19 protein-coding genes are annotated in these 24,507 nt (G+C 65.2%); 16 read left to right on the top strand and 3 right to left on the bottom strand.

Annotated elements, in window-relative coordinates; all coding sequences use genetic code 11:
• The first annotated feature begins 130 nt into the window (after positions 1-130).
• The 8 genes from KUA19_RS04400 (at position 131) to KUA19_RS04365 (ending at position 13,051) form a co-directional block, all read left to right on the top strand.
• Complete coding sequence (locus KUA19_RS04400; protein WP_217394811.1) at positions 131-2,581, top strand: PQQ-dependent sugar dehydrogenase; 2,451 nt, start codon at positions 131-133, stop codon at positions 2,579-2,581.
• Between the two features lie 55 nt (positions 2,582-2,636).
• Positions 2,637-4,283, top strand: coding sequence for a glycosyl hydrolase family 8 (locus KUA19_RS04395; RefSeq protein WP_217394810.1), 1,647 nt, complete (start codon positions 2,637-2,639; stop codon positions 4,281-4,283).
• Between the two features lie 70 nt (positions 4,284-4,353).
• Positions 4,354-6,111 (top strand): CBM35 domain-containing protein, encoded by a 1,758-nt coding sequence (locus KUA19_RS04390; protein WP_254548658.1) that lies wholly within the window; start codon positions 4,354-4,356, stop codon positions 6,109-6,111.
• Positions 6,112-6,521: 410 nt separating this feature from the next.
• On the top strand, positions 6,522-8,981 hold the full coding sequence (locus KUA19_RS04385; protein ID WP_217394809.1) for an ATP-binding protein: 2,460 nt from the start codon (positions 6,522-6,524) through the stop codon (positions 8,979-8,981).
• A complete protein-coding gene (locus tag KUA19_RS04380) occupies positions 8,978-10,651 on the top strand; it encodes a DEAD/DEAH box helicase family protein (protein WP_217394808.1) in 1,674 nt (557 codons plus the stop codon). Before KUA19_RS04385 ends, KUA19_RS04380 begins: the two co-directional genes overlap by 4 nt.
• Before the next feature lie 4 nt (positions 10,652-10,655).
• Entirely contained in the window at positions 10,656-11,267 is a 612-nt protein-coding gene (locus KUA19_RS04375; protein WP_217394807.1) for a hypothetical protein, read from the top strand.
• Positions 11,264-11,701, top strand: a complete 438-nt coding sequence (locus tag KUA19_RS04370) for a very short patch repair endonuclease (protein ID WP_302498499.1) — start codon at positions 11,264-11,266, stop codon at positions 11,699-11,701. The genes KUA19_RS04375 and KUA19_RS04370 overlap by 4 nt, the downstream gene beginning before the upstream one ends.
• Positions 11,702-11,752: 51 nt before the next feature.
• Positions 11,753-13,051, top strand: a complete 1,299-nt coding sequence (locus KUA19_RS04365) for a DNA cytosine methyltransferase (RefSeq protein WP_217394805.1) — start codon at positions 11,753-11,755, stop codon at positions 13,049-13,051.
• Between the two features lie 113 nt (positions 13,052-13,164).
• Here the strand turns inward: KUA19_RS04365 and KUA19_RS04360 are convergent, their stop codons facing one another.
• Together KUA19_RS04360 and KUA19_RS04355 are read right to left on the bottom strand one after the other, a co-directional pair.
• Positions 13,165-13,722, bottom strand: a complete 558-nt coding sequence (locus tag KUA19_RS04360; protein ID WP_217394804.1) for a GNAT family N-acetyltransferase — start codon at positions 13,720-13,722, stop codon at positions 13,165-13,167.
• A 24-nt stretch (positions 13,723-13,746) separates the two neighbouring features.
• Positions 13,747-15,081 carry an NsdA family TPR-like regulatory protein gene (locus KUA19_RS04355; RefSeq protein WP_217394803.1) on the bottom strand — a complete coding sequence of 445 codons (1,335 nt, stop codon included), beginning with the start codon at positions 15,079-15,081 and terminating at the stop codon, positions 13,747-13,749.
• 305 nt (positions 15,082-15,386) lie between these two features.
• Here KUA19_RS04355 and KUA19_RS04350 point away from each other — a divergent pair, with 305 nt between their 5' ends.
• The 4 genes from KUA19_RS04350 to KUA19_RS04335 all read left to right on the top strand — a co-directional run bounded on the left by KUA19_RS04350 (position 15,387) and on the right by KUA19_RS04335 (position 18,530).
• The gene (locus KUA19_RS04350) at positions 15,387-15,680 is read left to right on the top strand and encodes a hypothetical protein (protein ID WP_308167324.1); all 294 of its coding nucleotides are present in this window, start codon (positions 15,387-15,389) and stop codon (positions 15,678-15,680) included.
• A 191-nt stretch (positions 15,681-15,871) separates the two neighbouring features.
• A complete protein-coding gene (locus KUA19_RS04345; protein WP_217394802.1) occupies positions 15,872-17,074 on the top strand; it encodes a radical SAM protein in 1,203 nt (400 codons plus the stop codon).
• A 183-nt stretch (positions 17,075-17,257) separates the two neighbouring features.
• A complete protein-coding gene (locus KUA19_RS04340; RefSeq protein WP_217394801.1) occupies positions 17,258-18,055 on the top strand; it encodes a protein kinase family protein in 798 nt (265 codons plus the stop codon).
• 70 nt (positions 18,056-18,125) lie between these two features.
• Positions 18,126-18,530 carry an NUDIX hydrolase gene (locus tag KUA19_RS04335; RefSeq protein WP_308167323.1) on the top strand — a complete coding sequence of 135 codons (405 nt, stop codon included), beginning with the start codon at positions 18,126-18,128 and terminating at the stop codon, positions 18,528-18,530.
• Positions 18,531-18,599: 69 nt separating this feature from the next.
• Here KUA19_RS04335 and gltX read toward each other — a convergent pair whose 3' ends face one another.
• A complete protein-coding gene (gltX, locus tag KUA19_RS04330) occupies positions 18,600-20,048 on the bottom strand; it encodes a glutamate--tRNA ligase (protein WP_217394800.1) in 1,449 nt (482 codons plus the stop codon).
• Between the two features lie 200 nt (positions 20,049-20,248).
• On the opposite strand from gltX, the gene KUA19_RS04325 reads away from it, so the two are divergent.
• From KUA19_RS04325 to KUA19_RS04310, 4 genes are all read left to right on the top strand, one after another.
• Positions 20,249-20,569, top strand: a complete 321-nt coding sequence (locus KUA19_RS04325; RefSeq protein ID WP_217394799.1) for a hypothetical protein — start codon at positions 20,249-20,251, stop codon at positions 20,567-20,569.
• Positions 20,566-20,796 (top strand): hypothetical protein, encoded by a 231-nt coding sequence (locus KUA19_RS04320; RefSeq protein ID WP_217394798.1) that lies wholly within the window; start codon positions 20,566-20,568, stop codon positions 20,794-20,796. The genes KUA19_RS04325 and KUA19_RS04320 overlap by 4 nt, the downstream gene beginning before the upstream one ends.
• A 687-nt stretch (positions 20,797-21,483) precedes the next feature.
• Complete coding sequence (locus KUA19_RS04315; RefSeq protein WP_217394797.1) at positions 21,484-22,356, top strand: replication-relaxation family protein; 873 nt, start codon at positions 21,484-21,486, stop codon at positions 22,354-22,356.
• Between the two features lie 963 nt (positions 22,357-23,319).
• Complete coding sequence (locus tag KUA19_RS04310) at positions 23,320-24,501, top strand: recombinase family protein (RefSeq protein ID WP_254548656.1); 1,182 nt, start codon at positions 23,320-23,322, stop codon at positions 24,499-24,501.
• The last annotated feature ends 6 nt before the right edge of the window (positions 24,502-24,507 follow it).

The following is a 24,507-nucleotide window of genomic DNA, read 5'->3' as shown; positions in this document are numbered from 1 at the left end:
GCCCGCTCGACCAGCCGTCTCGGCACGGCCCAACCCTTGACCCCCTGCGATTCACGTACTTAACATCCTCGCTAGTCGAAAAGTAAGTCAGGTTGCCTAACAGTTCCCTCACCGGAGAGGAGATCGCGGCATGACATCCATCCGAGGCCGCCTACGCCGCCGCACCGCGGCAGCGGGCGGAACCCTTCTGCTCGCGTCGCTGCTCGTGGGCGCACCCGCGCACGCGGCACCGACCCGCGCCGAAGCCGAGAGCGCCACCATCTCGCAGGGGGTGGTCGAGTCCAACCACCTCAACTACAGCGGCACCGGCTTCGTCAACACCGACAACGTCACCGGCAGCTACGTGCAGTGGACCGCGTCGGCCGCCAACGCGGGCCCGGCCGTACTGAAGATCCGCTACGCCAACGGCACCACCATCGACCGGCCCGCCGACATCACCGTCAACGGTTTCCTGGTCGCGGGCGCGGTGTCGTTCCCCGGCACCGGCAACTGGGACACCTGGGCCACCAAGACCCTCACCTTCAGCGCCAACGCCGGCGCCAACACCGTCCGGGTGAGCTCGACCAGCGTCAACGGCACCGCCAACCTCGACTACATCGAGACCGAGGTCGAACCAGCCAGCACCGACTACCAGGCCGAATCGGCCACGCTGTCGCAGGCGGCGACCGCCACCAACCACACCGGCTACACCGGCACCGGCTTCGTCGACTACACCAACGTGGCGGGCGGGTACGTCGAGTTCACGGTGACCCGCCTGGTCGCGGGCAGCGCCAAGGTGACCCTGCGCTACGCCAACGGCACCGGCGCCGACCGGCCGCTGGACCTGGCCGTCAACGGCAACACCGCCGCGAGCGACCTGTCCTTCCCCGCGACCGCCAACTGGGACACCTGGGCCGACCAGACCATCACGGTCAGCCTGCCCGCCGGAACCAGCAAGATCCGGGCCACGGCCACCGGCGCCAGCGGCGGGCCCAACCTCGACCGGCTGCGCCTCACCCCGCAGTCCGACTCCACCGCGCCGACCACCCCCGGCCAGCCGGTCTGCGCGAACATCACCGACACCGCGCTGGACCTGTCGTGGGGCGCGTCCACCGACGACACCGGCGTCATCGCGTACGACATCTACCACGACGGCAACAAGCTCACCTCGGCCGCCGCTCCCGCCACCGGCACCCGGCTCACCGGCCTGTCCCCCAACACCGAATACCGACTGTCGGTGTTCGCCCGCGACGCGGCGGGCAACGTGTCGCTGTCCAGCGCCCAGGCGATCTGCACCACCCTGCCCAGCTCCGACACCCAGGCACCGACGGCGCCGGGCACGCCGTCCGCCTCCGGCGTGACCGGCACCGGTGCCACGCTGAGCTGGGGCGCGTCCACCGACAACACCGGCGTCACCGCGTACGACGTGCGCATCGGCACCACGGTGGTCAAGTCGGTCACCGGCACCCCGCCCGCGACCAGCGCCTCGGTCACCGGGCTGGCCTGCAACACGGCGTACACGCTGAACGTGGTCGCCCGCGACGCGGGCGGGAACGTCTCGGCCGCGAGCCCGACGGTGTCGTTCACCACCACCGCCTGCAGCGGCGGCGTGCCGTCGGCGATCAGCACACTGTCCACCGGCTGGACCATCCCGTGGGGCACGTACTTCCTGCCCGACGGCCAGACGGCACTGGTCACCGAGCGGGACGACAAGGTGACGGCAGGCCAGTTCAAGGTGTTCAAGGTGACGCTGGGCGGCACCCGCACCCAGGTCGGCACCGTGCCCAACGCGGTCACCACCAACGGCGAGGGCGGCCTGCTCGGCGTCGCGGTCGACCCGAACTGGGCGACCAACCACTTCATCTACTTCATGCACACCGCCGCCGAGGGCAACCGGATCGTGCGGATGACCTACAACGGCACCAGCCTGAGCGGGTACACCGTGCTGGTCCAGGGCATCGCCAAGAACCGCTACCACAACGGCGGACGGCTGGCCTTCGGCCCGGACGGGTACCTCTACGCCACCACCGGCGACGCCCAGAGCAGCGCCAACGCCCAGGACAAGAACTCGCTCAACGGCAAGATCCTGCGGATGCGCACCGACGGCACGCCCGCCCCGGGCAACCCGTTCGGCACGCTGGTCTACAGCTACGGCCACCGCAACCCGCAGGGCCTGGCCTGGGACTCGCAGGGCCGGCTGTGGGAGGCCGAGTTCGGCAACAGCCTGTACGACGAGCTGAACCTGATCAAGCCCGGCCTCAACTACGGGTGGCCGACCTGCGAGGGCACCTGCTCGGTGTCCGGCATGGAGAACCCCAAGCGCCAGTGGTCGGTCGACACCGCCTCACCCAGCGGCATCGCCATCGTGCGCGACACGGTCTACATGGCCGCGCTGCGTGGTGAGCGGATGTGGCGCATCCCGCTGCTCAGTGGCGAGAGCACCGGCACCCCGACCGCGTACTACGTCGGCACCTACGGCCGGCTGCGGACGGTCACCAAGGTGCCCGGTGCCGACCAGCTCTGGCTGAGCACCACCAACAGCGACAACAACGGAGGCGCCGCGAACGGTTCGGACACCATCTTCAAGATCACGATCTCCTGAGCCTGATCCCGATCCCCCGGTCCGGCTCCGGCCGGACCGTGACCGAAGGAGTCACATGCGCACCGCACCACGGACGGCACACCGCCTGGCCGCCGCCTTCGTCGGCGCCCTGGTCCTGACCGCCGCCGCACCCCTGACCCACGCCGCCGCGGCCACCACCCGCTACGAGGCCGAGAGCGCCACCATCTCGCAGGGTGTGGCCGAGGCCAACCACCTCAACTACTCCGGCACCGGCTTCGTCAACACCGACAACGTCACCGGCAGCTACGTGCAGTGGACCGTCACCGCGCCCAGCGCGGGCAGCGCGACCGTCGCCATCCGGTACAGCAACGGCACCACCACCGGCCGCCCCGCCGACATCGCGGTCAACGGCACGGTGGTGGCGGCGGCGTCGGCGTTCGGGTCCACCACCAACTGGGACACCTGGGCCACCAAGACCCTGACCGTCAACCTCAACGCGGGCAGCAACACCATCCGGGTCACCGCCACCAGCGCCAACGGCACCGCCAACCTCGACTACGTCGACCTCACCACGGGATCGACCGGCACCGGCCCGACCATCCCGTTCGGCAGCCACCAGTACGCCTACGTCGCGGGCACACTCAAGCCGTCCGGCACCCAGTCCACCCTCGACGCGGCCGTGGTGACGTACTACAACAAGTGGAAGGCCGCCTTCGTCAAGCAGAACTGCGGCAACGGCTGGTACGAGGTGATCTCGCCCGACGCCGACCACCCGTACGTCGCCGAGGCCCAGGGCTACGGCATGGTCATCACCGCGCTCATGGCCGGCGCCGACGCCAACGCCAAGACCGTCTTCGACGGCATGGTCAAGTACATGCTGGCCCACCCGTCGGTGAACAACGGCAACCTGCTCGCCGCCGAGCAGGACACGTCGTGCAACAGCGTCAACGGCTCCGACTCGGCCACCGACGGCGACCTCGACGTGGCGCTGGGCCTGCTGATGGCCGACAAGCAGTGGGGCAGCACCGGCACGTACAACTACAAGCAGCTCGCGGTCAACCACATCAACGCCATCAAGGCCAGCGAGGTCAACCCGACCACGAAGCTGATGCTGCTGGGCGACTGGAGCACCTCCGGCGACTCGCTGTACTGGACCACCCGCCCGTCCGACTTCCACCTCGACCACTTCCGGGCGTTCAAGGCGGCCACGGGTGACACGTTCTGGGACACCGTCCGCACCAACCACCAGAACCTGATCACCAACCTGCAGACGCAGTACGCCCCGAGCACCGGCCTGCTGCCCGACTTCGTGGTCAACACCAACACCACCGCCAAGCCCGCCCCGGGCGAGGTGCTGGAGGACCCGAACGACGGCAAGTACTTCTGGAACTCCTGCCGCACCCCGTGGCGCATCGGCACCGACGCGATCACCGGCGGCGGCTCGGCCTCGCTAACGTCGGCCCGCAAGCTCAACACCTGGATCAAGTCGAAGACCGGCAGCAACCCCAACAGCATCGCGGTCGGGTACTCGCTGAGCGGCACCCAGATCAGCTCGGGCAGCGAACCGGCCTTCTTCGCGCCGTTCGCGGTCGCGGCGATGACCGACTCCGGCAGCCAGGCCTGGCTGGACGCACTCTGGACCAAGATGATCAACACGTCGTTCACCAGCAGCGACTACTACTCCACCAGCATCCAGCTGCAGGTGATGATCGTCGCCAGCGGCAACTACTGGCTGCCCTGACCGGGCACCGCGGCGGGGTCGGACTTCCGACCCCGCCGCTTCCTTTCCTCCCACCTCCGACAGGAGTGTCATGCGCAGTCGCAGCACCCCCGCACGGCTGGCCGCGGCAGTGACGACCGGCCTGCTCACGGCCGCCGTCATCAGCGCCGCCCCGGCCACGGCGGCCCCCACCCGGTACGAGGCCGAGAACGCCACCATCTCGCAGGGCGCCGTCGCCACCAACCACCTCAACTACAGCGGCACCGGCTTCGTCGACAGCGTCAACGTCGCGGGCGCCTACGTGCAGTGGACCGTCAACGCCGCCACCGCGGGCACCGCCACCCTCGCCCTCCGCTACGCCAACTCCGGCGGCGCCGACCGGCCCGCCGACATCGCCGTCAACGGCACCACCGTCGCGGCCGCGTCGAGCTTCCCCGTCACCGCCAACTGGGACACCTGGACCACCAAGACCCTGACCACCGCGGTCAACGCGGGCAGCAACACGGTCCGGGTCACCGCCACCACCGCGGGCGGCCTGGCCAATCTGGACTACCTCGACGCCGAGGTGGCCGCCACCACCGAATACCAGGCCGAGAACGCCACGATCTTCCACGGCGTCGTCGAGGCCAACCACACCGGCTACACCGGCACCGGCTTCGTGAACAGCGACAACGAGACCGGCAGCTACGTCGAGTTCGCCGTGAACGCCGCGAGCGCGGGCAGCGCCACCCTGGAGCTGCGCTACGCCAACGGCACCACGGGCAACCGGCCCGCGTCGGTGTCGGTCAACGGCGCGACCGTGGCGACCCCGGCGTTCGCGCCGACCGCGAACTGGGACACCTGGGCCAACCAGAACGTCACCGCGAACCTGGTCGCGGGCGCCAACACGGTCCGGGTCACCGGCACCACCACCGGCGGCGGGCCGAACCTGGACCGGCTGCGGCTGCTGCCGGTAACCAGCGGACCGTTCATGGCGGTCGCGCCGTACGAGTACTTCGGCTGGGGCGATCCGCAGAGCCCGACGGCGGTCATGTCCGCCACCGGGATCAAGTGGTTCACGCTGGCGTTCATGCTCTCCGACGGCGGGTGCAACCCGCTGTGGGACGGGTCGCGGCCGCTGACCGGCGGCGACGACCAGGCGAAGATCAACGCCATCCGGGGTGCCGGTGGCGATGTGATCGTGTCGTTCGGCGGGTGGAGCGGCAACAAGCTCGGCGAGAAGTGCACGTCGGCGTCGGCGCTGGCCGGGGCGTACCAGAAGGTCATCAACGCGTACGGGCTCAAGGCGATCGACGTCGACATCGAGGACACCGAGTTCTCGACGGCGTCGGTGCGGCAGCGGGTGGTCGACGCGCTGAAGATCGTGAAGACGAACAATCCGGGGATTCGCACGTTCATCACGTTCGGGACCACGCCGACCGGGCCGGACGCGACCGGCAAGGATCTGATCAACAAGGGGGCGGCGGCCGGGCTGGACAACGACGGCTGGACGATCATGCCGTTCGACTTCGGCGGGCACACCGGGACGATGGGGCAGGCTTCGGTGAACGCGGCCGAGGGGCTGAAGAACGCGGTGAAGACGGCGTACGGGTACAGCGACGCGACCGCGTACGCGAGGATCGGGATCTCGTCGATGAACGGGATCACCGACGAGCCCGGCGAGACGGTCACCATCGCCGACTTCCAGACCATCCTGGCGTACGCGCAGCAGCACCACCTGGCACGGCTCACGTTCTGGTCGATCAACCGCGACCGGGCGTGCGGGACGGGCAGTGACGCCGACTCGTGCAGCGGCGTCTCCCAGCAGCCGTACGCCTACACGAAGATCCTCGTCCAGTACACCGGTTGAGGCAACACCACGGTGCACCGACGCTCCGTCGGTGCACCGTGGTCACCAGAACGCGAACCGGTTTTGGCTGATACCGGGTAAGCCACTGCCGGTGGCTCCTGTCCGACGGTTGAGTGCCGCGTGACGACCAGCACTTGCGCCCAGTGCTGGCTACCCCGAGCCACGGTGCGGTCACAGCGGCATCGCGCCAGCGGTCTGGATCAAAATCACGCGCACAGACTGCGGCAACAAATCATCTGCCAGGCGGGGCGGCGCTCGACATTCGTCAGAGCCTACGATACTGCCTTGGGGTCGTCACCGATGACTGAAACTGGTCGGCGTCGCTTCGTAGTTTGTCACACCGTGGGTGTTTACTCACCAACGAACGACAGGCGGCCCGCACCCGGCTGTGACACCCTGGGGAGGGATCCATGACGCAAGGCGGAGACGAGGACTTCTCAGACCGGCTCGATCTCACGCCCTCGCCACGATTGCTACAAGTCTTAGGTGACCTTCCGTACCAGCCGTGGCAGTGCCTTGCCGAGCTCATCGACAACGCCTTCGACGATTTCCTCTCTGACCAAGAACGCGATCCAATGGATTCGCCAGCGGTGCAAGTGACGCTGCCACGGCAGAGCACCGCTGAAGGCGACGAGATTGTCTGCGTGGCCGATAACGGGCGTGGGATGACGGCCAGGCAGCTCGGAGAGTCGCTAAAGGCTGGCTACAGCGCGAAGTCTCGCCATGGGAGTCTCGGCTTGTTTGGCATGGGTTTCAACATCGCTACAGCACGTCTCGGGAACGTGACCGAGGTCAGAACGACTCGTGCTGGTGATTCTACCTGGCTGATCGCCGAGATCGACTTCCGGAAGATGCAGCGGCAGGGCGGCTTCGAGATTCCTCTGAGGCGGGAGCCAAAGCAGGACGTGTCCCTTCACGGTACAGAGGTAACTGTTAGGACACTTAGGGCCGAGGCTCGCGACAGGTTGCGACGTCCGTCCACTGCAAGCCAAATTCGAGATCGACTCGGCAAGGTCTACTCCTACATGCTCCGCTCAGCTGATCAGGTGCGCGAGCTCCCAGGGCCGATGCTGGCAGGCAGAGGATTTGCTCTCTATGTCAACGGCACTCGCGTCAAACCACATTTGCCCTGTGTGTGGTCACCCGCACGTTCAGTCAGCAACCGAGGGCGACTGATTCCAGCAGTGATCGAGATCAATAAGCCGCTCAAGGCGGCATGGGCCTGCATGTCTTGTGGTCATTGGCATGTCACCCAGTTGGACAACTGTGTCGAATGTGGCGGTAACGAGCTCCAGTTGCGTGAGCGGCGCATTGCAGGCTGGGTAGGAGTGCAGCGATACTTCGATACCAGCGACTTCGGGATCGATTTGCTGCGCAACGGACGCAAGATTCTTATCGCCGACAAAACACTTTTCGATTGGGAGCATCCCGACACAGGCGAAATTTGGAAAGAATACCCAATTGAGCTGGGCTCAACCGTCGGCGGACGCTTGGTTGGCGAGGTGCACCTCGATCATGTCCCGGTTGTGTATCAGAAGAATGATTTCGAGCGCAGCACGACAGAGTTCATATCGGCAGTCCAGGTAATCCGCGGGGAAGGGCCGCTGCAACCTCGAAAAGCTCGATCCGTCGGCTTCGGTGACAATACGTCGTATCTTGGCCAACTTTTTAGCGGATATCGCGACATCGATCCCGGGCTAAAGTGCCTGGTTCCAGGTGACGGCAAAAAGGCTGTCTTTAGTGCGGCCAAGGAATGGGCTAGTCGCTTTCACAAGGGGCAAGCGGAATATCTGACTGACGAGAAGTGGTTCGAGCAGGCGGCGGAACATGATCGCATTAAGCGCGGCGAGTCTCGTCCGACAGGACCCGGCACCGTGCGGGGCGGAGCCACCGGAACCGTAGATGGCGACGGAGGCCGCAGAAGGTCCGACATCCCCGAGACGCCGGATCCCAATGGTGACGACGACCTGTTTACGCGTACAGGACTGGGCGACATATTCGGACGTCCTGGCGGACGGACAGCGCCAGCCGATAACCCGCCGCCGCCGCCAGAGACAGAGGAACAACGCTTCGAGCGGTACCTCAAGGCCGCACGAGTTATGCACGACCTCACAGGTGAAGTGTCTTTAGCCAGTCTCACGCGGCGCGAGGTTGTCGCCTACGAGACGACGGAGCGTCTGATCGATGCTTCCGGCATCGACACTCCGTGCCTATCACGCAGCGGACGTGCCAATAAGATCGACATCTTCGTCAACGGGGATCACGAAGTCTTCCGTGAGTACGGTAGGGATCCGCGCGAGTATGCAATCGTTCAGCTGGCGGAGCACCTGCGTACAGCGGGCCGCCTGGAGAGCACCATCGCAACGGTTGCAGCAGATGTGACCAAGGCCTTACCTGATCAGCGCCTCACTGATACGGCGCTGAGGGCACGTATCAGCTCGGTTCTGGGCAGGATCAGGGAGCTGCTGACCTCTGTGGCCGTCGAGCACTCGACGGCTATATGGTCATGTCTCCCAAACTCGGAGAAGATCGCCGCCGAGCACACCGCCCTCGCGGACGAGCCGAGGCTGGTCTGGCCCGACCTGACAACGGACGGCCGCTTCGTCGCGTACCTAGGCGCCGGTGGGGTAGCCGCCATTGTGCGTGAGCGTCCGGACCTTGTGCTTGATGGGAGGGTCTTCGTGACGACCTGGGCGACGTGGACGAGCGAGGACGCAAAAGAACGACAGGTATCTCGTCTTTCACGCCATCTTGAGGCAATTGGCGAGTTTATGTCTAGTACGGACGCAAAAAGTAGACTTGACAGGGCGATGGCCCGACTTACCCTCGACATGCTCGATCAGGAGACAAGCGGGGGTGAGCTGACATGAGCACTTCCTTTGTCGATCCGACGTTCCTCGTCGATGTCGGACCGGTTGCCTTTGCGCGACAGGTCGAACGGCTCTTGCTACACCTGGGCTTTACCGATGTCGCCAACGTGGATGGTCCAAACGACCAGGGCGGCGATATCCTCGCCTCAATCAACGGGATACGATGGGTCTTTCAAGCCAAATGGAAGAAAAGTGCACCTGTTCCCGCAGGCGCGATCGATGAGGTATTGCGAGCCAAGGCTTTCTATAAGACCGACAGGGCGGCTGTCGTAACAAATTCCAGATTCGGTCCATCTGTGGTTCAACGTCGCGACGAACTGAGCCGGCTGGGTACCCGAGTCGAATTGTGGTCCGGCAGAGAGCTTATTGAGCTATACGGCAATGAGAAAGCCACTACAGCTCGGCTGCCAGAGCGACCGCTGCGGCCCTATCAGTCTTCGGCCTTCCAAGCACTCGTTGACGGACTTGAGGAAAAAAACAAGGCGCTGCTCATTTTGGCCACAGGTTTGGGCAAGACGGTTGTCGGTGGCGAGGTGGTAGCACAATTTCTGGAAAAGCGTCCGCATGACAGGATCCTCGTCGTGGCTCACACCAAGGAGCTTGCCGAACAACTCGAGCGTGCTCTCTGGTACCACGTGAAGAAGGACGTACGAACTCAGCTTCTAACAGGTGACCACCGCCCTGATGACCTGCGGGGCATAACCTGCGCCACCGTCGCAAGTGCGTTGGCGTATGTCCGAAGCGGCTATCGCCCAAGCCTCGTCATGGTCGATGAGGCTCATCATGTTGCCGAGGAGGGTCAGTTCGCGGAATTGCTCGACCTCTTGGCCGACGTGCCACAGTTCGGTGTAACCGCAACTCCGTGGCGCGGTGACAAGTTCGATATTCGTCGCAGATTTGGCGATCCGAGTTACCTCCTCGGAATCGGCGACGGAATGCGACTAGGATATCTGGCCGAGGTGCGGTACCGCTTGTTTGCCGATAACATCGACTGGGACTTCGTCCGCGAGGCAAGCAAGTATAGATACACCATCAAGGACTTAAACGCGCGCCTCTTCCTGCCTGAACGTGACGAGGCAATCCGAGATGAGCTGGTGGACACTTGGGCACGAACCCGTGAACCTCGTGCAGTCATCTTCTGCCGAACCGTCGAGCATGCTGAGCGCATGGCGATCCTTCTAAATCGCGTGCCGCAGTGGAAGGGTGCTGAGGCTATTCATGCAGGACTGAATCAGCGGGACAGGCAACTACGCCTCATGAGATTCAGGGGCGGAGACACCCCAATTATTACTGCAGTTGACATCTTGAACGAAGGTGTCGACGTCCCTGATGTGAACATAATCTGCTTTGCCCGCGTAACACACAGCCGGCGGATTTTCGTGCAACAGCTCGGACGAGGACTACGGCTGCGCGAAGGAAAGAGCCATGTTGAAGCTCTAGACTTCGTAAGTGATATCCGCCGAGTTGCGGCGATCATGAACCTGCGTGAGCAGGTTGCCGCCGATGAGCTGGAGACACTCAGACTTGCCCATGCCGGGACTAGGTTCGAATTCACGGATCGCCGGGTGGAAAGCCTCATGCAAGAGTGGATCAAGGATGCGGCGGACCTTGAGACAGCACTTGATGAGGCCCGACTTCAATTCCCTGATCCAGAATTGCTGGGTGGTTAGGCCGATGGCGCGAATGCCAGAAGATGTCCGTCGCCAGGTCATCATTGAACTCTTTAGACGTGCCGATTCTCTGGATTGGGACGGTCTTCAACAGACGGATAAATCGGTCTGGTACGCACGCTGGTTAGATGAGCCAGAAATCGGTGGCGTCCTCGAAAAGTTCATGCCGAGGGATAAAGCGCGTATCTGGATCAAGGACACGCCCATGAAGCATTACAACCGCGCACGTAGCGGCATCGGTCCATATGCTGATCTTGTCGGTAGTAAGTTACCAGACGCACCCACGCTTGTTCGCCTGGCGTTTGGCGAAGGGTGGACGGTTCTGCCTTCCACGCTACGCGATAAGCCCAATCGCTGCGCAATTCGAAAGAATGATGATCTTCGTCAGATTCTTTGGGGTGGGTCGAAGAGCTTTCCGTCCCTTGTTTGGGCCTCAATCAATGCAATTGTGGACGCAGGGCCAGCACCCGTTATCCTAGTAGTTACTAGACAGGGCGAGCGATTGTCGGACGGTCAGATCGCTCGACATTGCCAAATTGGGGAGCTTATCGGTGTTGAGCTACGGCATGTGACAGCGGGCGCTATGGTCTCCTCTGGATTGGTTGGGATGGGATGAGAGACCCGGCCATTACTAGCCACATTATGTCCGCAGTGAGAAACCGCGACACTAAGCCAGAGGTGATTCTACGCCGAGCGCTATGGGGAAGTGGTATGCGCTACCGGCTTCGTTCGCAACTCATCGGTAAGCCGGACATCATATTTCCGGGTGCGAAAGTCGCAGTTTTCGTTGACGGCGATTTCTGGCACGGCAATGCTTGGCGAGTCCGTCATATGGCTTCATTTGAAGAACAATTTGAACGATGGAATAACCCGAACTTCTGGCGCAATAAGATACTGGCAAATATGAAGCGTGATGAGACGGTCAACGAAGTTCTACGCTCCTCCGGCTGGATGGTTTATAGGGTCTTTGAGTCACGCTTAACTGAAGACGTGGACCGCGTAGTCGACGAAATAAGGATGTTAGTCGAAGAAGGTCGTCGGCATCGTTAAGCGTTGGTGAGTGGAAGTTGTTTGTGGACAAGAGCTGTGATAGGAGAGCGCGTGGCACGGTCAGTTGAGCTGTTCGCGGGCGGTGGCGGAATGGCCCTGGGCATGCTCAGTGCCGGCTTCGAGCACGACCAGCTGGTCGAGATAATGCCGATAGCGTGCGAGACGTTGAGGCAGAACGCCGAACGCGATCCGCTGCTCTGGAAGACAGAATCTGTCAGAGAGATGGATGTGCGCTCTTGGTTGCTTGAGTCCGAAACTAGGCAGTTCGAGGGCGTCGATCTGGTTGCGGGCGGTCCACCATGCCAGCCGTTTTCGATCGGAGCCGGAGACAAGGCTGACCACGCAAATGAACGGAACATGTTTCCCGCCGCTGCTGACTCCATCAGCCTGCTGCGCCCTAAAGCTTTTGTGTTCGAAAACGTTCCCGGTTTGCTACGTGAGCTGTTCCTCCCATATTACGAATATATTATCGATCGATTGACGAAGCCGTCCATCTCGCCTAAGCCTGATGAGGACTGGGTTTCACACCATGCCCGAATCAGGAAGAGCAAAACGAAGGCGGAGTATGAAGTACGAGTGTTAACGCTGGATGCTGCCGACTTGGGAATCGCGCAAACGCGTCGTCGAATCTTCATTATCGGGGTTCGAGCCGATGTGGCCAAATTGCATTGGTTCGAGGGCGTCTCATTGACGCACAGTCGCGACGGCTTGATCCATTCGCAATGGATTACCGGCGAGTACTGGAAGAAGCATTCCATTGTGCAGCCTGAGATGCCGGCACGTTTTGCAAGCAAGGTTAAAGAAATCCGCAACTCCGGTGTGACTCCTGCTGGAGAGCCTTGGCAAACAACTCGTGACGCTATCACACGGTTCCCTGCACCGGTCGATGGAATAGACACGCCTGGCATCCTGAATCATAAGGGTATTCCGGGAGCGCGAACCTACCGTGGACACACTGGCGGTTGGATAGAATGGCCCGCAAAGACTCTAAAGGCGGGTGTGCATGGAGTTTGCGGTGGCGAGGCCATGATCCGATTTTCCGATGACTCGCTTCGCTATCTTACGATCCGGGAAGCCGCCGCTGTCCAGAGTTTCCCGGATTCCTACCAGCTTCCGGATGTACGTACGGCTGCGATGCGCCTTGTCGGTAATGCAGTGGCGGTCGAGGCAGCGGCTGCTGTCGGCCGGAGACTTCACGCGATCGTGACGGGCTTACCACAAGAGTCATCGGCTTCGACTCTCAACGGGAGGGTTGCCCATGCGGTGCATGCGGCAGAAATCTCCGCAATGCTGAGGCGTAGACAGCCCAGTCGACCGGGGGAGACGGATTTGGCCGAGGGACTCTGGTAACTCGTCGCAATTCCGTGGAGGTCGTCGCGACAAATCCTTAGCCGAAGGATGCCCTGGTATGATTCCGGGGCTTCTTCCGTTCTGGAGCTACTACTGTGCGGGCTATCGGCCCCTCACGTGCTTGCCCGGGAAGGGTACGGCGTCTCGTCAGCAAGAACGGAGTAGAGCAGCGAATCACGCCATGCGCCATTTGTGAAGACGTGGTCACGCATACGGCCCTCGTACTCGAAATTGAGCCGACGCAGGATCGCCTGGGATGCGAGGTTGTCAGGGCCACACGCTGCTTGGATCCGGTGCAGGCCTAGCTCTCCGAACCCGTGGGCGAGCATCAGCTGGGCAGCTTCGTGCGTGTACCCCTGGCGCCAGTGGGATCTGCGGAGGGCGTAGCCGAGCTCGCCACTGCGGTGTCCGCCGAGCCCGATACGGATGAAGCCGATCAGCTCGTCGGTCTGCCGGTCAGCAATGGCGAGGTAGTAGTCCGGCCGTGGCTCTGACTGTCCTCGTGCGATGTCGGCGGTGAGCCGTTCAGCCTGCTCTTCGCGGGTACGTGTGTCGAAGCTGAGCGAGATGGTCACGTCCGGGTCGCCGACGACGGCCATAGAGGCGTCGAGGTCGCGTTCCTCGAATTCGCGCAGGACGATCCGCTCGCCCTCGATCCGCACTGGGTACACGCGCTGACTCTATCCAGTCGTAGGTCAGGCGGTCAGCGCTGCTGCGGGGCGCTGGCTGAACGACTCGATCTCGTCGCGCAGGCCGCAGGCGATGGTGGAGTCCTTGTACCGGCGGTCGCGTAGTGCGGTGTGAACTCGTCCGACGCTCGCGACGATTCCGCCGATCCGCAGTTCAGGGCCGTAGTCGAGAACCGGGTCGAGTGCGTCCCGCGCACCGTCGAGCTGGCCTTCGTGGATGCGGGCGAGCGCGAGTTCGGCTCGGGTCCCAGCCTCGTCGGCAAAGGCACGGCTCTCGGCGTCGGCGGACCCGTACAGCTCCAGTGCCTGTGTGGCTTCCCTGGCGGCGTCGCCGTGCAGGCCGTTGAGGTACACGTAGGTTCCGGCGGCGTAGTAGTGCTGCTTGGCCTGCGAGAATGCGAACAGCCCGCCGATCTCGTCGAGATCATCGACCTGGAGGCGCTCGCGGTGACCGGCCGCGCGAACAAGCGCCGCTTGCGCTTCATCGACTGCGCCGAGCTGAGCCCACGCGCGGGCCTCGGACGAGGCGAGCCACGTCGTGATCGAGCCGGACAGCGACACGGCGATCTCGGACCCGGAATGCGCGTAGCGCGCTGCTTCGTGCGGGCGTCCGGCCCAGTAGGCGATGAGGCTCTGCAGGTTGCGGGCCCAGGCGCGCAGGCCGAGGTGGTCGGCGTTGTCGGCGCAGACGTACATGGTTCGCGCCAGGGTCATGGCGTCGTGGAAGCGGCCGAGGTCCTGGCTGGCCTTGGCGACCATGCCGGTGACGACGCTGGCCAGGACGTAGAGGTCACGGGTGTGAGCCGGCTTCTGCTTGCCCTCCAGGAACCCGAAGGCTACGTCCTGCAATTCGATGAGGTCTCCCATGATCGCGGTGAGCGGCTCGCGCAGGTAGGCGTTCGCGAGTCCCACGACGTCATGGCGGAGTTGCTCGATAGCTTCCGTACCGACGTTGTGGGTCTCGGCGTAGCTGGTGAAGCGCGCGGCGCGGCGAGCGGACATGGTTATCTGCCTCTCCAGGGTCATGGTGCTGAGCAGCGCCTCGGCCCGATCGGGGACGACAGCGGGCTCGATCTGTTGCGGGGCGGCGGTCTCTCGCCTGGGCGGTGCGAGCAGCTCGTGCATGGGGTGGCCCCAGTAGAGCCGCGCGACGCGGCGTTGAGCTGGCCGTGGCTGGGTCTGTACGTCGCCGACCATCCAGCGGCGCAACGTCCGAAGAGACAGTGCGGCGTCTTCTCCGTGTTCTCGAGCGCAGCGCACGTATCCGTCAACGACCTCCTCCTGGGTCCGCTCCGAGGCGGTGATGATGATCGCGAGCAGGGTCGGCTGGTCGTCGTGCATGTGCTACACCCCCTGACGTGGGACCTGACCTCACGGTAGATCGGCGTACGTCGCCGGACTAGCCCTGTCACCGTCCAATAAGCCCAATGGCCGGACAACGGCCGCACGGCGGCCGAACCATGTCCGCGACAGGGCAGCGGCGTGCGATGTCCGCGCCGCCGGAACATCGGCAGGCTTCGAGATATCGAGCTCTCCTGCCGCCGGTAGTCATCGGGACGGTGGCGGCAGGAGGAGGGGCGCGCGGCGTAGGCGATCGCACCCGTCGCGTCGTGCGCCCCGATCCGAACCCTGCTGGAGGGAATGCCGTGGTCACGAAGCAGTTCATGGTCGTGCTCACTACAGTTCGGCCCCTGCGACCAGGTGATCCGCCCCGGGATGAGCAGACCTGGCCTGAGGACCGGCGCGAGGTAGTGATGGCCGCTGACCTCGAAGCAGCGCAGCGGATCTTCTCAGCCTTCTGCGCTCTGCCGCTGGTGAGGGCGGGCCGGCAGCGGGCCAAGATCGTGCCACTCGGCGGGAGTGACGTCTGGTTCGTCGACTGGTCGGCGCCGCTTGTGACTAAGGCGGCTGCTGACCTCGTCAGCGTGGGCGTCTCCTGAGACCGTCGCCGATTGCGTCATCCACAGGCAATCAGAGGTCCGAGGAGTGATTACTACATGTCCAGGGCACCACCACGACCGCTGATGAACTCGCGCCAGTCCGGCTGTTCGGCGCACCCAAGGGCCGGAACTCCGGGCGGTCGCCAGCCAGGCAGCCGCCCACTACCCCACTCCCTCAGGAGGTGATCGACGTGCACCAGCTCATCGCCACCCCGTTCCTCGACGACGGCCATCTCATCCTCAAACCCGGCAGCGAGCAGGGCATGCGCATTCCCGTCGGGCACTATGAGCAGCTTCGCGACCTGTCCGCGCGTCACGGCACAGTTCCGGACTGGCTGGGCATCGCCGCAGTGAACGGCTGGGGGCTGCGCCTGCGTGACGAGCCCGTCAACGAGGTCATGACCGTGCGCCAGCCCAGCAGCTACGGCTACGGGCGGGCGTCGTGGGAGCTCAACCTCGGCTGCAATTACGACTGTGAGCACTGCTACCTCGACATCAAGCGCTTCGAGGGCCTGGCCTGGGAGCAGCGGGTCCAGCTCCTGCACATCCTGCGCGACGCCGGGGTGGTGTGGCTGCAGTTGACCGGCGGCGAGCCGCTGATCGACAAGCTGTTCGCCGAGACCTACGCCTACGCGTGGGACCTGGGCATGATGATCTCGATCTCGACCAACGCGTCGCGGTTGTGGAAGCCGGAGATCCTCGACCTGCTGCGCACCCGACCGGCGTACCACATCACCATCAGCGTCTACGGTGCCACGGCCGACAGCTACGACGCGCTCGTGCGCCGCCGTGGGGCGTTCGACAAGTTCCACCGGGGCCTGACCGCCGCCAGCGAGGCCGGACTGACCATGAACCTCAACCTCGTCGTCACCAAGACCAACGACACCGAGGTCGACGGCATGATCGCCCTTGCCGAGGGGTTCGGGCTGCCCTACCACGTGTTCTCCAACATGTCCCCGACGATCATGGGCAGCGCCCGGAGCCTGCCCGCGCAGTCGATGCCGCTACTCAAAGCCCGCAAGCCGTTCACCGGCTGCAACGCCGGGCACACGTTCTTCCACGTGGACCCGCACGGCATGGCGTCGATCTGCAAGGTCGGCCGGGACCCCAATATCGACCTCCTCGCCGAAGGCGTGGAGGGCCTGCGCCGACTCGGCGGCATCGCCGACGGCCTGCTCGCCAGGACCGGCGGGTGCAGCGGGTGCAGCGTGCAGGGCACGTGCAACACGTGCATGCCGCTGGTCCGCCTGTACCGGCAGGCGAAGTCGCCGATGGAGCGCTACTGCCAGCACCGAGAAAGTGGGGAGGTGATTGTCAATGGCACCGACAGCCACAGCGACCCGGCCGGCACCAGTCATGGTCGCGCTGTCCCAGCATCCGCAGCCGCGGCCTGAGGTGACGGAGATCGAGTTCGTCAACGTAGAGCAGACCGTCCTGGCCGCGAACAAGTGCAACTGCAACTCCAGCGACGACAACCCGTACTGACGACGAGGGTGGTCCCGGCGTGGGCGCTGGGACCACCCTCCACCGCCCCGGTAACCTCGCCGCCAGCAGGCGGCTCAGCGATGGAGGAGACCATGAACCAGCGCGTGTCATGGCAAGACCTTCCTGCTGGCCTACGACGCCTGATCGAGGCCGAGGCGGGGGTCTTCGTCCGCGCCGAACAGGTCGGCACCGGGCACAACTGCCTGCTCGGCATGGTCATGCATACCGCTCACGACCGCTACTTCCTCAAGGGCGTCCCTTCCGATCACAAGCGGGCCGTCTGGACCCAGAGCAACGAGGCCGCGATCAACCCCCACGTCCGGCATGTGTCTGCGCCGCTCGCCTTCCACGTCGCCGCAGACGGCTGGGACGTCCTCGGCTTCCAGTGCCTCGACGGCCACCACGCCGACCTCAGCCCTGACTCACCGGACCTTCCGAAGATCACTGCGAGCCTGCGACTTCTCGCCGAGATACCCGTTCCACGCGGGCTGACCCTGCGCACCATCCAGGATCGCTGGCGCGACTACGCGGGTGACCACGCCCACCTGCTCGCCGGAACGGCCATCGCGCACACGGATCTGCACCGCCACAACATCATGGTCAACGGGACCGCGAAGTTCGTCGACTGGGCCTGGCCGACACTGGCCGCGCCATGGTTCGACACGGCATGCGTCGGTTTGCAGCTCATCCAGGCCGGGCACACTCCGAAGGACGCCGAGCTGTGGTGCCAGCACTCGCCCGCCTTCGCCGCCGTCACCGACCAGGCGATATCAACCTTCGTCACCGCAACTCGGAGCCTGTGGGCCGAGATCAGCGCCGCCGACCCGCAGCAATGGAAGATCGAGGTTGCCGAGGCCGCCCGAACGTGGGCAGAGCACCGGGGCATTTAGCGGCCCGAGGGCCACAGCTGTGCACAATGCCGCACCCGCACCGTCCAGCCCGCCCATCCAGGGAGAAGCCGTGAGCGAAACCCGACCTTCGATCGTCGCCGCCATCATCGTGCGCGACGGCCGGACACTGCTGGTGCGTCGCCGCGTCAGTGAAGGCAGCCTCTCGTGGCAGTTCCCCGCCGGCGAGCAGGAGCCCGGCGAGGTCGCCTACGAGACCGCCGTCCGCGAAGTGGCCGAGGAAGCCGGTCTCACGGTGAGGCCAGTCGCGCTCATCGGCGAGCGACAGCATCCTGCGACAGGTCGGCACATGATCTACGTAGGCTGTGAAGCGGACTCAGCCACGGCCGTCGTCGTCGACACCGACGAGCTGGCCGAACTGGAGTGGTGCGACGACGCTGCGTTGAAGGCAAGGATCCCCAGCGGCCTTTTCGAACCGGTGGCCGCCTACCTTCTCCATCGCCTTCAGCGTGATTGAACCGAGCCGTCTTCTGGCTGCTGAGCGGCCTGGACTCCGGCAGAGTTCAGGCCGCTGGTCACCAAAGCCTCACTCGGCTGGCCGGTCAGCGGCGGAGCGTAGACGTGCCAGTGTGCGGTCACGACCCAGCACCTCCAGTGACTCGAACAGCGGCAGGCCCACCGAGCGGCCGGTGACTGCGACGCGCACGGGTGCCTGGGCCTTGCCCAGTTTCAGGCCGTGCGCCTCGCCTACCGCGAGTATCGCGTCCTTCAGCGGCTCGGCCTCCCACGTCGGCAGTGCCTCGAACGCGGCGATGACGTCGCGCAGCACAGCGACGTCCTTACTCGCCTTTGCCCAGGCCGCCTCGTCCGGCTCGACCGTGTCAAGAAACAGGAAGTCGACGTACGTGACGATCTCCGACAAGAGGCTGATCCTGGTCTGCGCCAGCGGTGCCACTTTCGCGAACACCGCCGGGTCGTAGGCGTCGGCCCGCCACGGCGGGGCCAGGATCCCGAACCCCGACTCGGCCCTCTGCTCCGGGGTCACGAACGGGCCAGTCAGCCAGGGCGCGCACGCGGCGACGAACTCCTCGGTGCCCACCGCGCGGATGTACTCGCCGTTGAACGCGGTCAGCTTCTTGACGTCGAAGAACGCCGGGGCCGAGTTCACCTGGTCGAGGCGGAACTCCTCCTCGATCACCGACCACGGCACGATCTCCCGGTCACCGGACGGCGCCCAGCCCAGCAGCATCAGGTAGTTGCGCATCGCCGCGGCGAGGAAGCCCTCGTCGCGGTACATCTCCAGCGCGACCTTGTCCCGGCGCTTGGACAGCTTCTGCCGCTTCTCGTTGACCAGGATCGGCGTGTGCGCCCATGTCGGCGGCCGGTGCCCGAGCGCCTCCCACAGCAGTTGCTGCTTGGGCGCGTTGGGCAGGTGCTCCTCGGCCCGGATCACGTGCGTGATCCCCATCGTGATGTCGTCGACCACGTTGGCCAGGAGGAACACCGGAGAGCCGTCGCCGCGGGCGATGACGAAGTCCTCGATCAGCTTGTTCTCGAACGTCGGCTCGCCCCGAACGAGGTCTTTGACCACGGTGACGCCCTCGTCCGGCGTACGGAACCGCAGCGCCCGGCCGTCTGCCTGGCCGAGCCCGCGGTTGCGGCAGAAGCCGTCGTAGCCGGCGTGCTGGCTGCCCGAACGTGCGTGCACGTCGTCGCGGGTGCAGTCGCAGTAGTAGGCCCGGCCGGTGTCGAACATCTGCTGAGCCGCCTTCGCGTGCTCGGCGGCGTACGACGACTGGAATAGCGGACGGTCGTACTCGTCGGCGCCCACACCGAGCCACGCCATCGCCCGGACGATGCCCTCGGTCCACTCCGGCCGCGAGCGTGCCGCGTCGGTGTCCTCGATCCGCAACACCAGCGTCCCGCCCGACTGTCGCGCGACCACCCAGTTCAGCAGCAGTGACCGGGCGTTGCCGACGTGGAACATGCCCGTCGGTGAAGGGGCGAATCGAACGCGGATTGCGGAATCGGACATGCGCCGCAGCCTATCGGCGTAGGCCGCTGATCCGCGCGCGACATTCGGGCGGAGCGAATCGAGCACGCCATGGCCCGGCCTGAAGCGCAGTTGCACATCGGGTAGGTAATCCTTCGCGTGTCGCTGGACACGATCGTAAACCGCTTCCATCCCCGGCCTGCCGACAGCGACACTGACCGGGGACCGAGACAGGAGTGGTTATGGCGCTGACGCAACGTGGAAGCCGCCCCATCGTCGTGGACGGTATCGAGTACCGCTGGCTCGTACGGCGGCGGCCCACCTACAGCCAGGGCATAGGCGCACCGCTCACCTTCGTCGTCGAACTGCCCGACGCGCACGGCGCGGTACTGGTAGTCAGGACCGATGCCGCCCGCCCCGACAACTGGATCGGATCTCCTTCGGCCGTGATACGTCCGGCGCAGGTCGCCGCCTGCGTTAGGGCGGCGCTGCGCGGCGGCTGGCGACCGACACAGCCAGGGCCCGCATTCCTCGCTGACGCGACGCTGGCGGAAGCATCGTGAGCGTCTTCCCTGACGAGTTCACGGCCACGCGCATGATGTTGATCAGTGAGGTTTCCTCCGACGAGATGTGCTGCCAGACCGTGGCTCTGAACCGGCCCTTGTTCCTTCGCCCCGGCGATCACTTGAGTTTCGACGGCGCGGAGGTCATCGTCGACCGGTTGTCTGGACGCCGGGAGAGGCACACGGGGATCGATGGACAGGCGCTCCAGCGATGGCGACTGCGCTAGCGTCGCAGCACTGATCTCTTCTTCGTTACGTCAGACGCGCGCCATGCCTTCGTATGCGATGTCGTTGCCGTCACGCGAGCCGGTGCGCCCACGTGCTGATCTGAGAGCTCCTATCCAATCCTGACAGCACAGCTCGGAGGCGTCTCGCTAGACGCCGATCACATTGGCCTGTTCAAGTTTACGGACTTACCCTGGACCTCTCGGTCTCATAGCCGAGTCGTCCCGGCCGCTGGAGTGCGGTGTCGGGGCGGTGACCCCGACCGCCGTCGTTGCGGTCGGAGGGGAGGTCCTCCAACACTCCCGCGCATGTCCGCGGACTTGATGGCTCTCGTGTTGACGAGAACGCCGTGTTGGAGGACTACGACGCCGCCCGGAGCGACGTCCCTGCACCCGATAGCACCCGTTCTCATCCTCCGAGAGCCGTCGCGCCGTTGGCATTGCGCGACGGCTCTTTCGTCTGCTGGTCGCACCACACGCAACGGCTCCGGACGTCGGTTCCCGGTCCACGTGGCTGTGCTGCTCGGGGGCGGCGAGCCCGTCCAGCTTCAAAGTGACGCCCTCAAGCACCCGGCTCCACCCTGACAGACCAGGTCAGCCACCTGACCGACGGGCACGGCGTGGTGCAGAAGACCCTTCGGGTCTTCCCCCTCGGGCGCGGGGCACCAATACCTATCGCAGGAGGCGTCTATGCGAGCAACAACAGATCATGTGCTGCGGGTGCAGCACCAGCTCACCGAGCGGGACTGGCGTCTGCTCGGCTGGCTCTACGACCACGCCGTGCTGACCAGCTTCCAGATCGCGCACGCCCTGTTCCCGAGCCTGAACCGCGCCCAACGCCGCCTCACCCAGCTCACCGGCCTCGGGCTGCTGGAACGGTTCCGGCCGTTCCGGCTGCAAGGCGGCAGCCACCCCTACCACTACGCCCTCGCCCACACCGGAGCCCTCGTCATCGCCGCCACACGCGGCGACGAGCCGCCACGCCGCGCGGCGAGCACGACGCGGCTGCACCGCATCGCCACCAGCCGAAACCTCGACCACCGGCTCGGCATCAACCAGTTCTTCACCGACCTCGCCGCACACGAACGGCTCCACCCCGCAGCCCGGCTACACCACTGGTGGCCCGACACCAGGCTGAACCGATTCTTCAACCCTCCAGGTACCACGGCGTACGGCATGGTCAACGCCGATGCCCTCGGCGTGTGGTCCGAGCACGGACAGACCACAGTCTGGTACCTCGAACACGACCAGGGCACCGAAGCGCTCGGCGTCCTGGTGGAGAAACTGGCCGGCTACGGCAACCTCGTCCGCCGGGGCGGCCCGGCCTGGCCGGTGCTGTTCTGGCTGCACTCGACCACCCGCGAGGCCAACCTGCACCGCCGCCTCGCCGACATCAGGCTCACCGTGCCCGTCGCGACAGCCGCCCGCGACCGCCTCGACGGGCGCAGTCCCGCCGAGGCGATCTGGCACCTGCACGGTGCCGCGTCGCCACTGCTGCGCCTGGCCGAACTCCCGATACCCGGCGAGGTCAACCCGGCCGACTTCGACCAGGCCAGACCATGAGCAACCCTGTGACCTGCGGTGTCAGGTCGCGTCAGGTCTGGGCTGGTCGATGGACCTGACAACGCCTGGCGCCTGCAAGGCCGTGGAGCTACGGTCTGCCCCTCACCATTTCCTTACTCGGCCGCATCGTTACCGGCGCCTTTCGCGCCCGAGCCCACCTGCGGGTCGGCGAGGGCCAAGCACGAACCACCGCACCGGCACTCCGTCCCTCGGCATCGCACGCACCAGCATCCAGACGACTCCACCGTGCTCGATGGTCGGCTTGACATTCGTCCTGGATGGACCGGGAATCGACCCGATCAAAACCGGACGCCAGCCGGTCAACCAACCCGGACCGGGACAGGCCATGACCACCACCGTCGCCAACGGGACCGTGACCGGGACCGACCGGGACAGGCGAACGGGACCACCCACAGCACCACGAACCAGCCCGAACAGCCCCGCGAACGGGACCCGAAGCGGGACCGTTCCCGATCGAGCGGGACTGCAACCGGAACCGGAAGCGGGACCTGAAGCGGGACCGGGACATCGAGCGGGACCGGGACCGACCCACAACCAACAACCTTGAACACGCCCACAATCCGAGAGGAGGCCCCATGGACGCACATCGCGCTCACCGTAAGCGCCCACTCCGAGGAGGCCAATGCCACCACCACGCCCAGCCGGACAGGCTGACGACTACGAAGCCGAGCCGGGCCGGACCGCCGAGCGTCCTGTCCGGGACCGGCACGGCCGCCGTGACCCTGCGGACCGGAGCACGCGGACCGGTCCCCGGTTTACCGTCGGCCCGCCCAAGACGGTCCCGATGACGCCCGACGAGTACGCCAGAGCGGTCCACGCCTGGGCGGTCCTGATCGCCGCTTGGTGGACCGATAATCCGCCCGACGAAGACGACGAGTAAAACCCTTCGCGCTGCGGCCGACCAGCGCGGCCGCAGCGCCCAACCGTGAGGAAGTGATGTATATGGCCGCCCGTAACAGAGCCCGCAAACCCAAGACCGATGCGACCGCGACCGGGACCGTCCGGGTCGCGGTCTATACCCGCCGCTCTACCGACGAGGAGCATCAGCCCTTCTCCATCGACGCGCAGGACTCCAAGCTCGACTCCTACGTCGCCTCTCAGCCCGGATGGCACATCGTCGAGCGGTTCACCGACGACGCCTCCGGCGCGACCATGGACCGCCCCGGTCTGCGCAAGGCCCTGGCCGCCGCGAAGGCCGCCCGCTACGACCTGCTGCTGGTCTACCGGCTCGACCGTTTCACCCGCCGCATCCGCGACCTCGCCGTCCTGATGGACGAGTTGGAGAAGGCCGAGGTCCACTTCCGTTCCGCGACCGAGCCGTTCGACACCTCGACGCCGGCTGGGCGGATGCTGGTGCAGATGCTCGGCGTGTTCGCCGAGTTCGAGCGCGAGATCATCATCGACCGAGTCCGCAACGGCATGGAGCGCAAAGCCGCCAAGGGCAAGTGGACCGGCGGACCAGTCCCGTACGGCTACCAGCTGGACCGCGTCCTCGACATCCCGGTCCCGGACCAGGCCGAAGCCGCCGTGGTCCGCCAGATCTTCACCGCCTACGCCCAGACCAGAGTCGGGACCAGGGCGATTGCCACCGCGCTCAACCAGCGCGGCATCCGCACCAAGACCGGCAAGCCCTGGTCCGGCTACACCATCGGCCGGATGCTCGCCAACCGCATCTACCTCGGCGAGAAGGTCTTCGGCGACATCAACGTCCCCGCAGCCCATGAGCCGATCATCAACCCCGACCTGTTCGACGAGGTACAGCAGATCATGAGCACCCGTGGCGAACCCGGCTCCCGGCGAGCCGCCTCGAACTCCGACTACGACTACGACCTGACCGGGCTGATCACCTGCCCAGCCTGCGGCCTGAAGTACATCGGCACCTCCGCCCAGGGCCGCAGCCGCACATACCGCTACTACACCTGCGTCTCCCGCATCCGCTACGGCAGCCACGGCTGCGACGCTCCGCGCTTGCCCGCCGAGGAGATCGACCAGGCAGTCTTCGCCGCGCTGCTCGACCTCTACAGCGACACCGGCCTCATCGCCGACGCTGCCCGCGCCGAGCGGCAGCACCGCGCCGGCCAGCACGAGACGAACCGGGCCGAACTCGGCGCCGTCACCCACTGAGATCGG

The organism is Catellatospora tritici, from assembly GCF_019083965.1.
Classification (GTDB): domain Bacteria; phylum Actinomycetota; class Actinomycetes; order Mycobacteriales; family Micromonosporaceae; genus Catellatospora; species Catellatospora tritici.
Note: the sequence above shows the minus strand (reverse complement) of the source record. Positions and strands in the feature narration are given on the sequence as shown.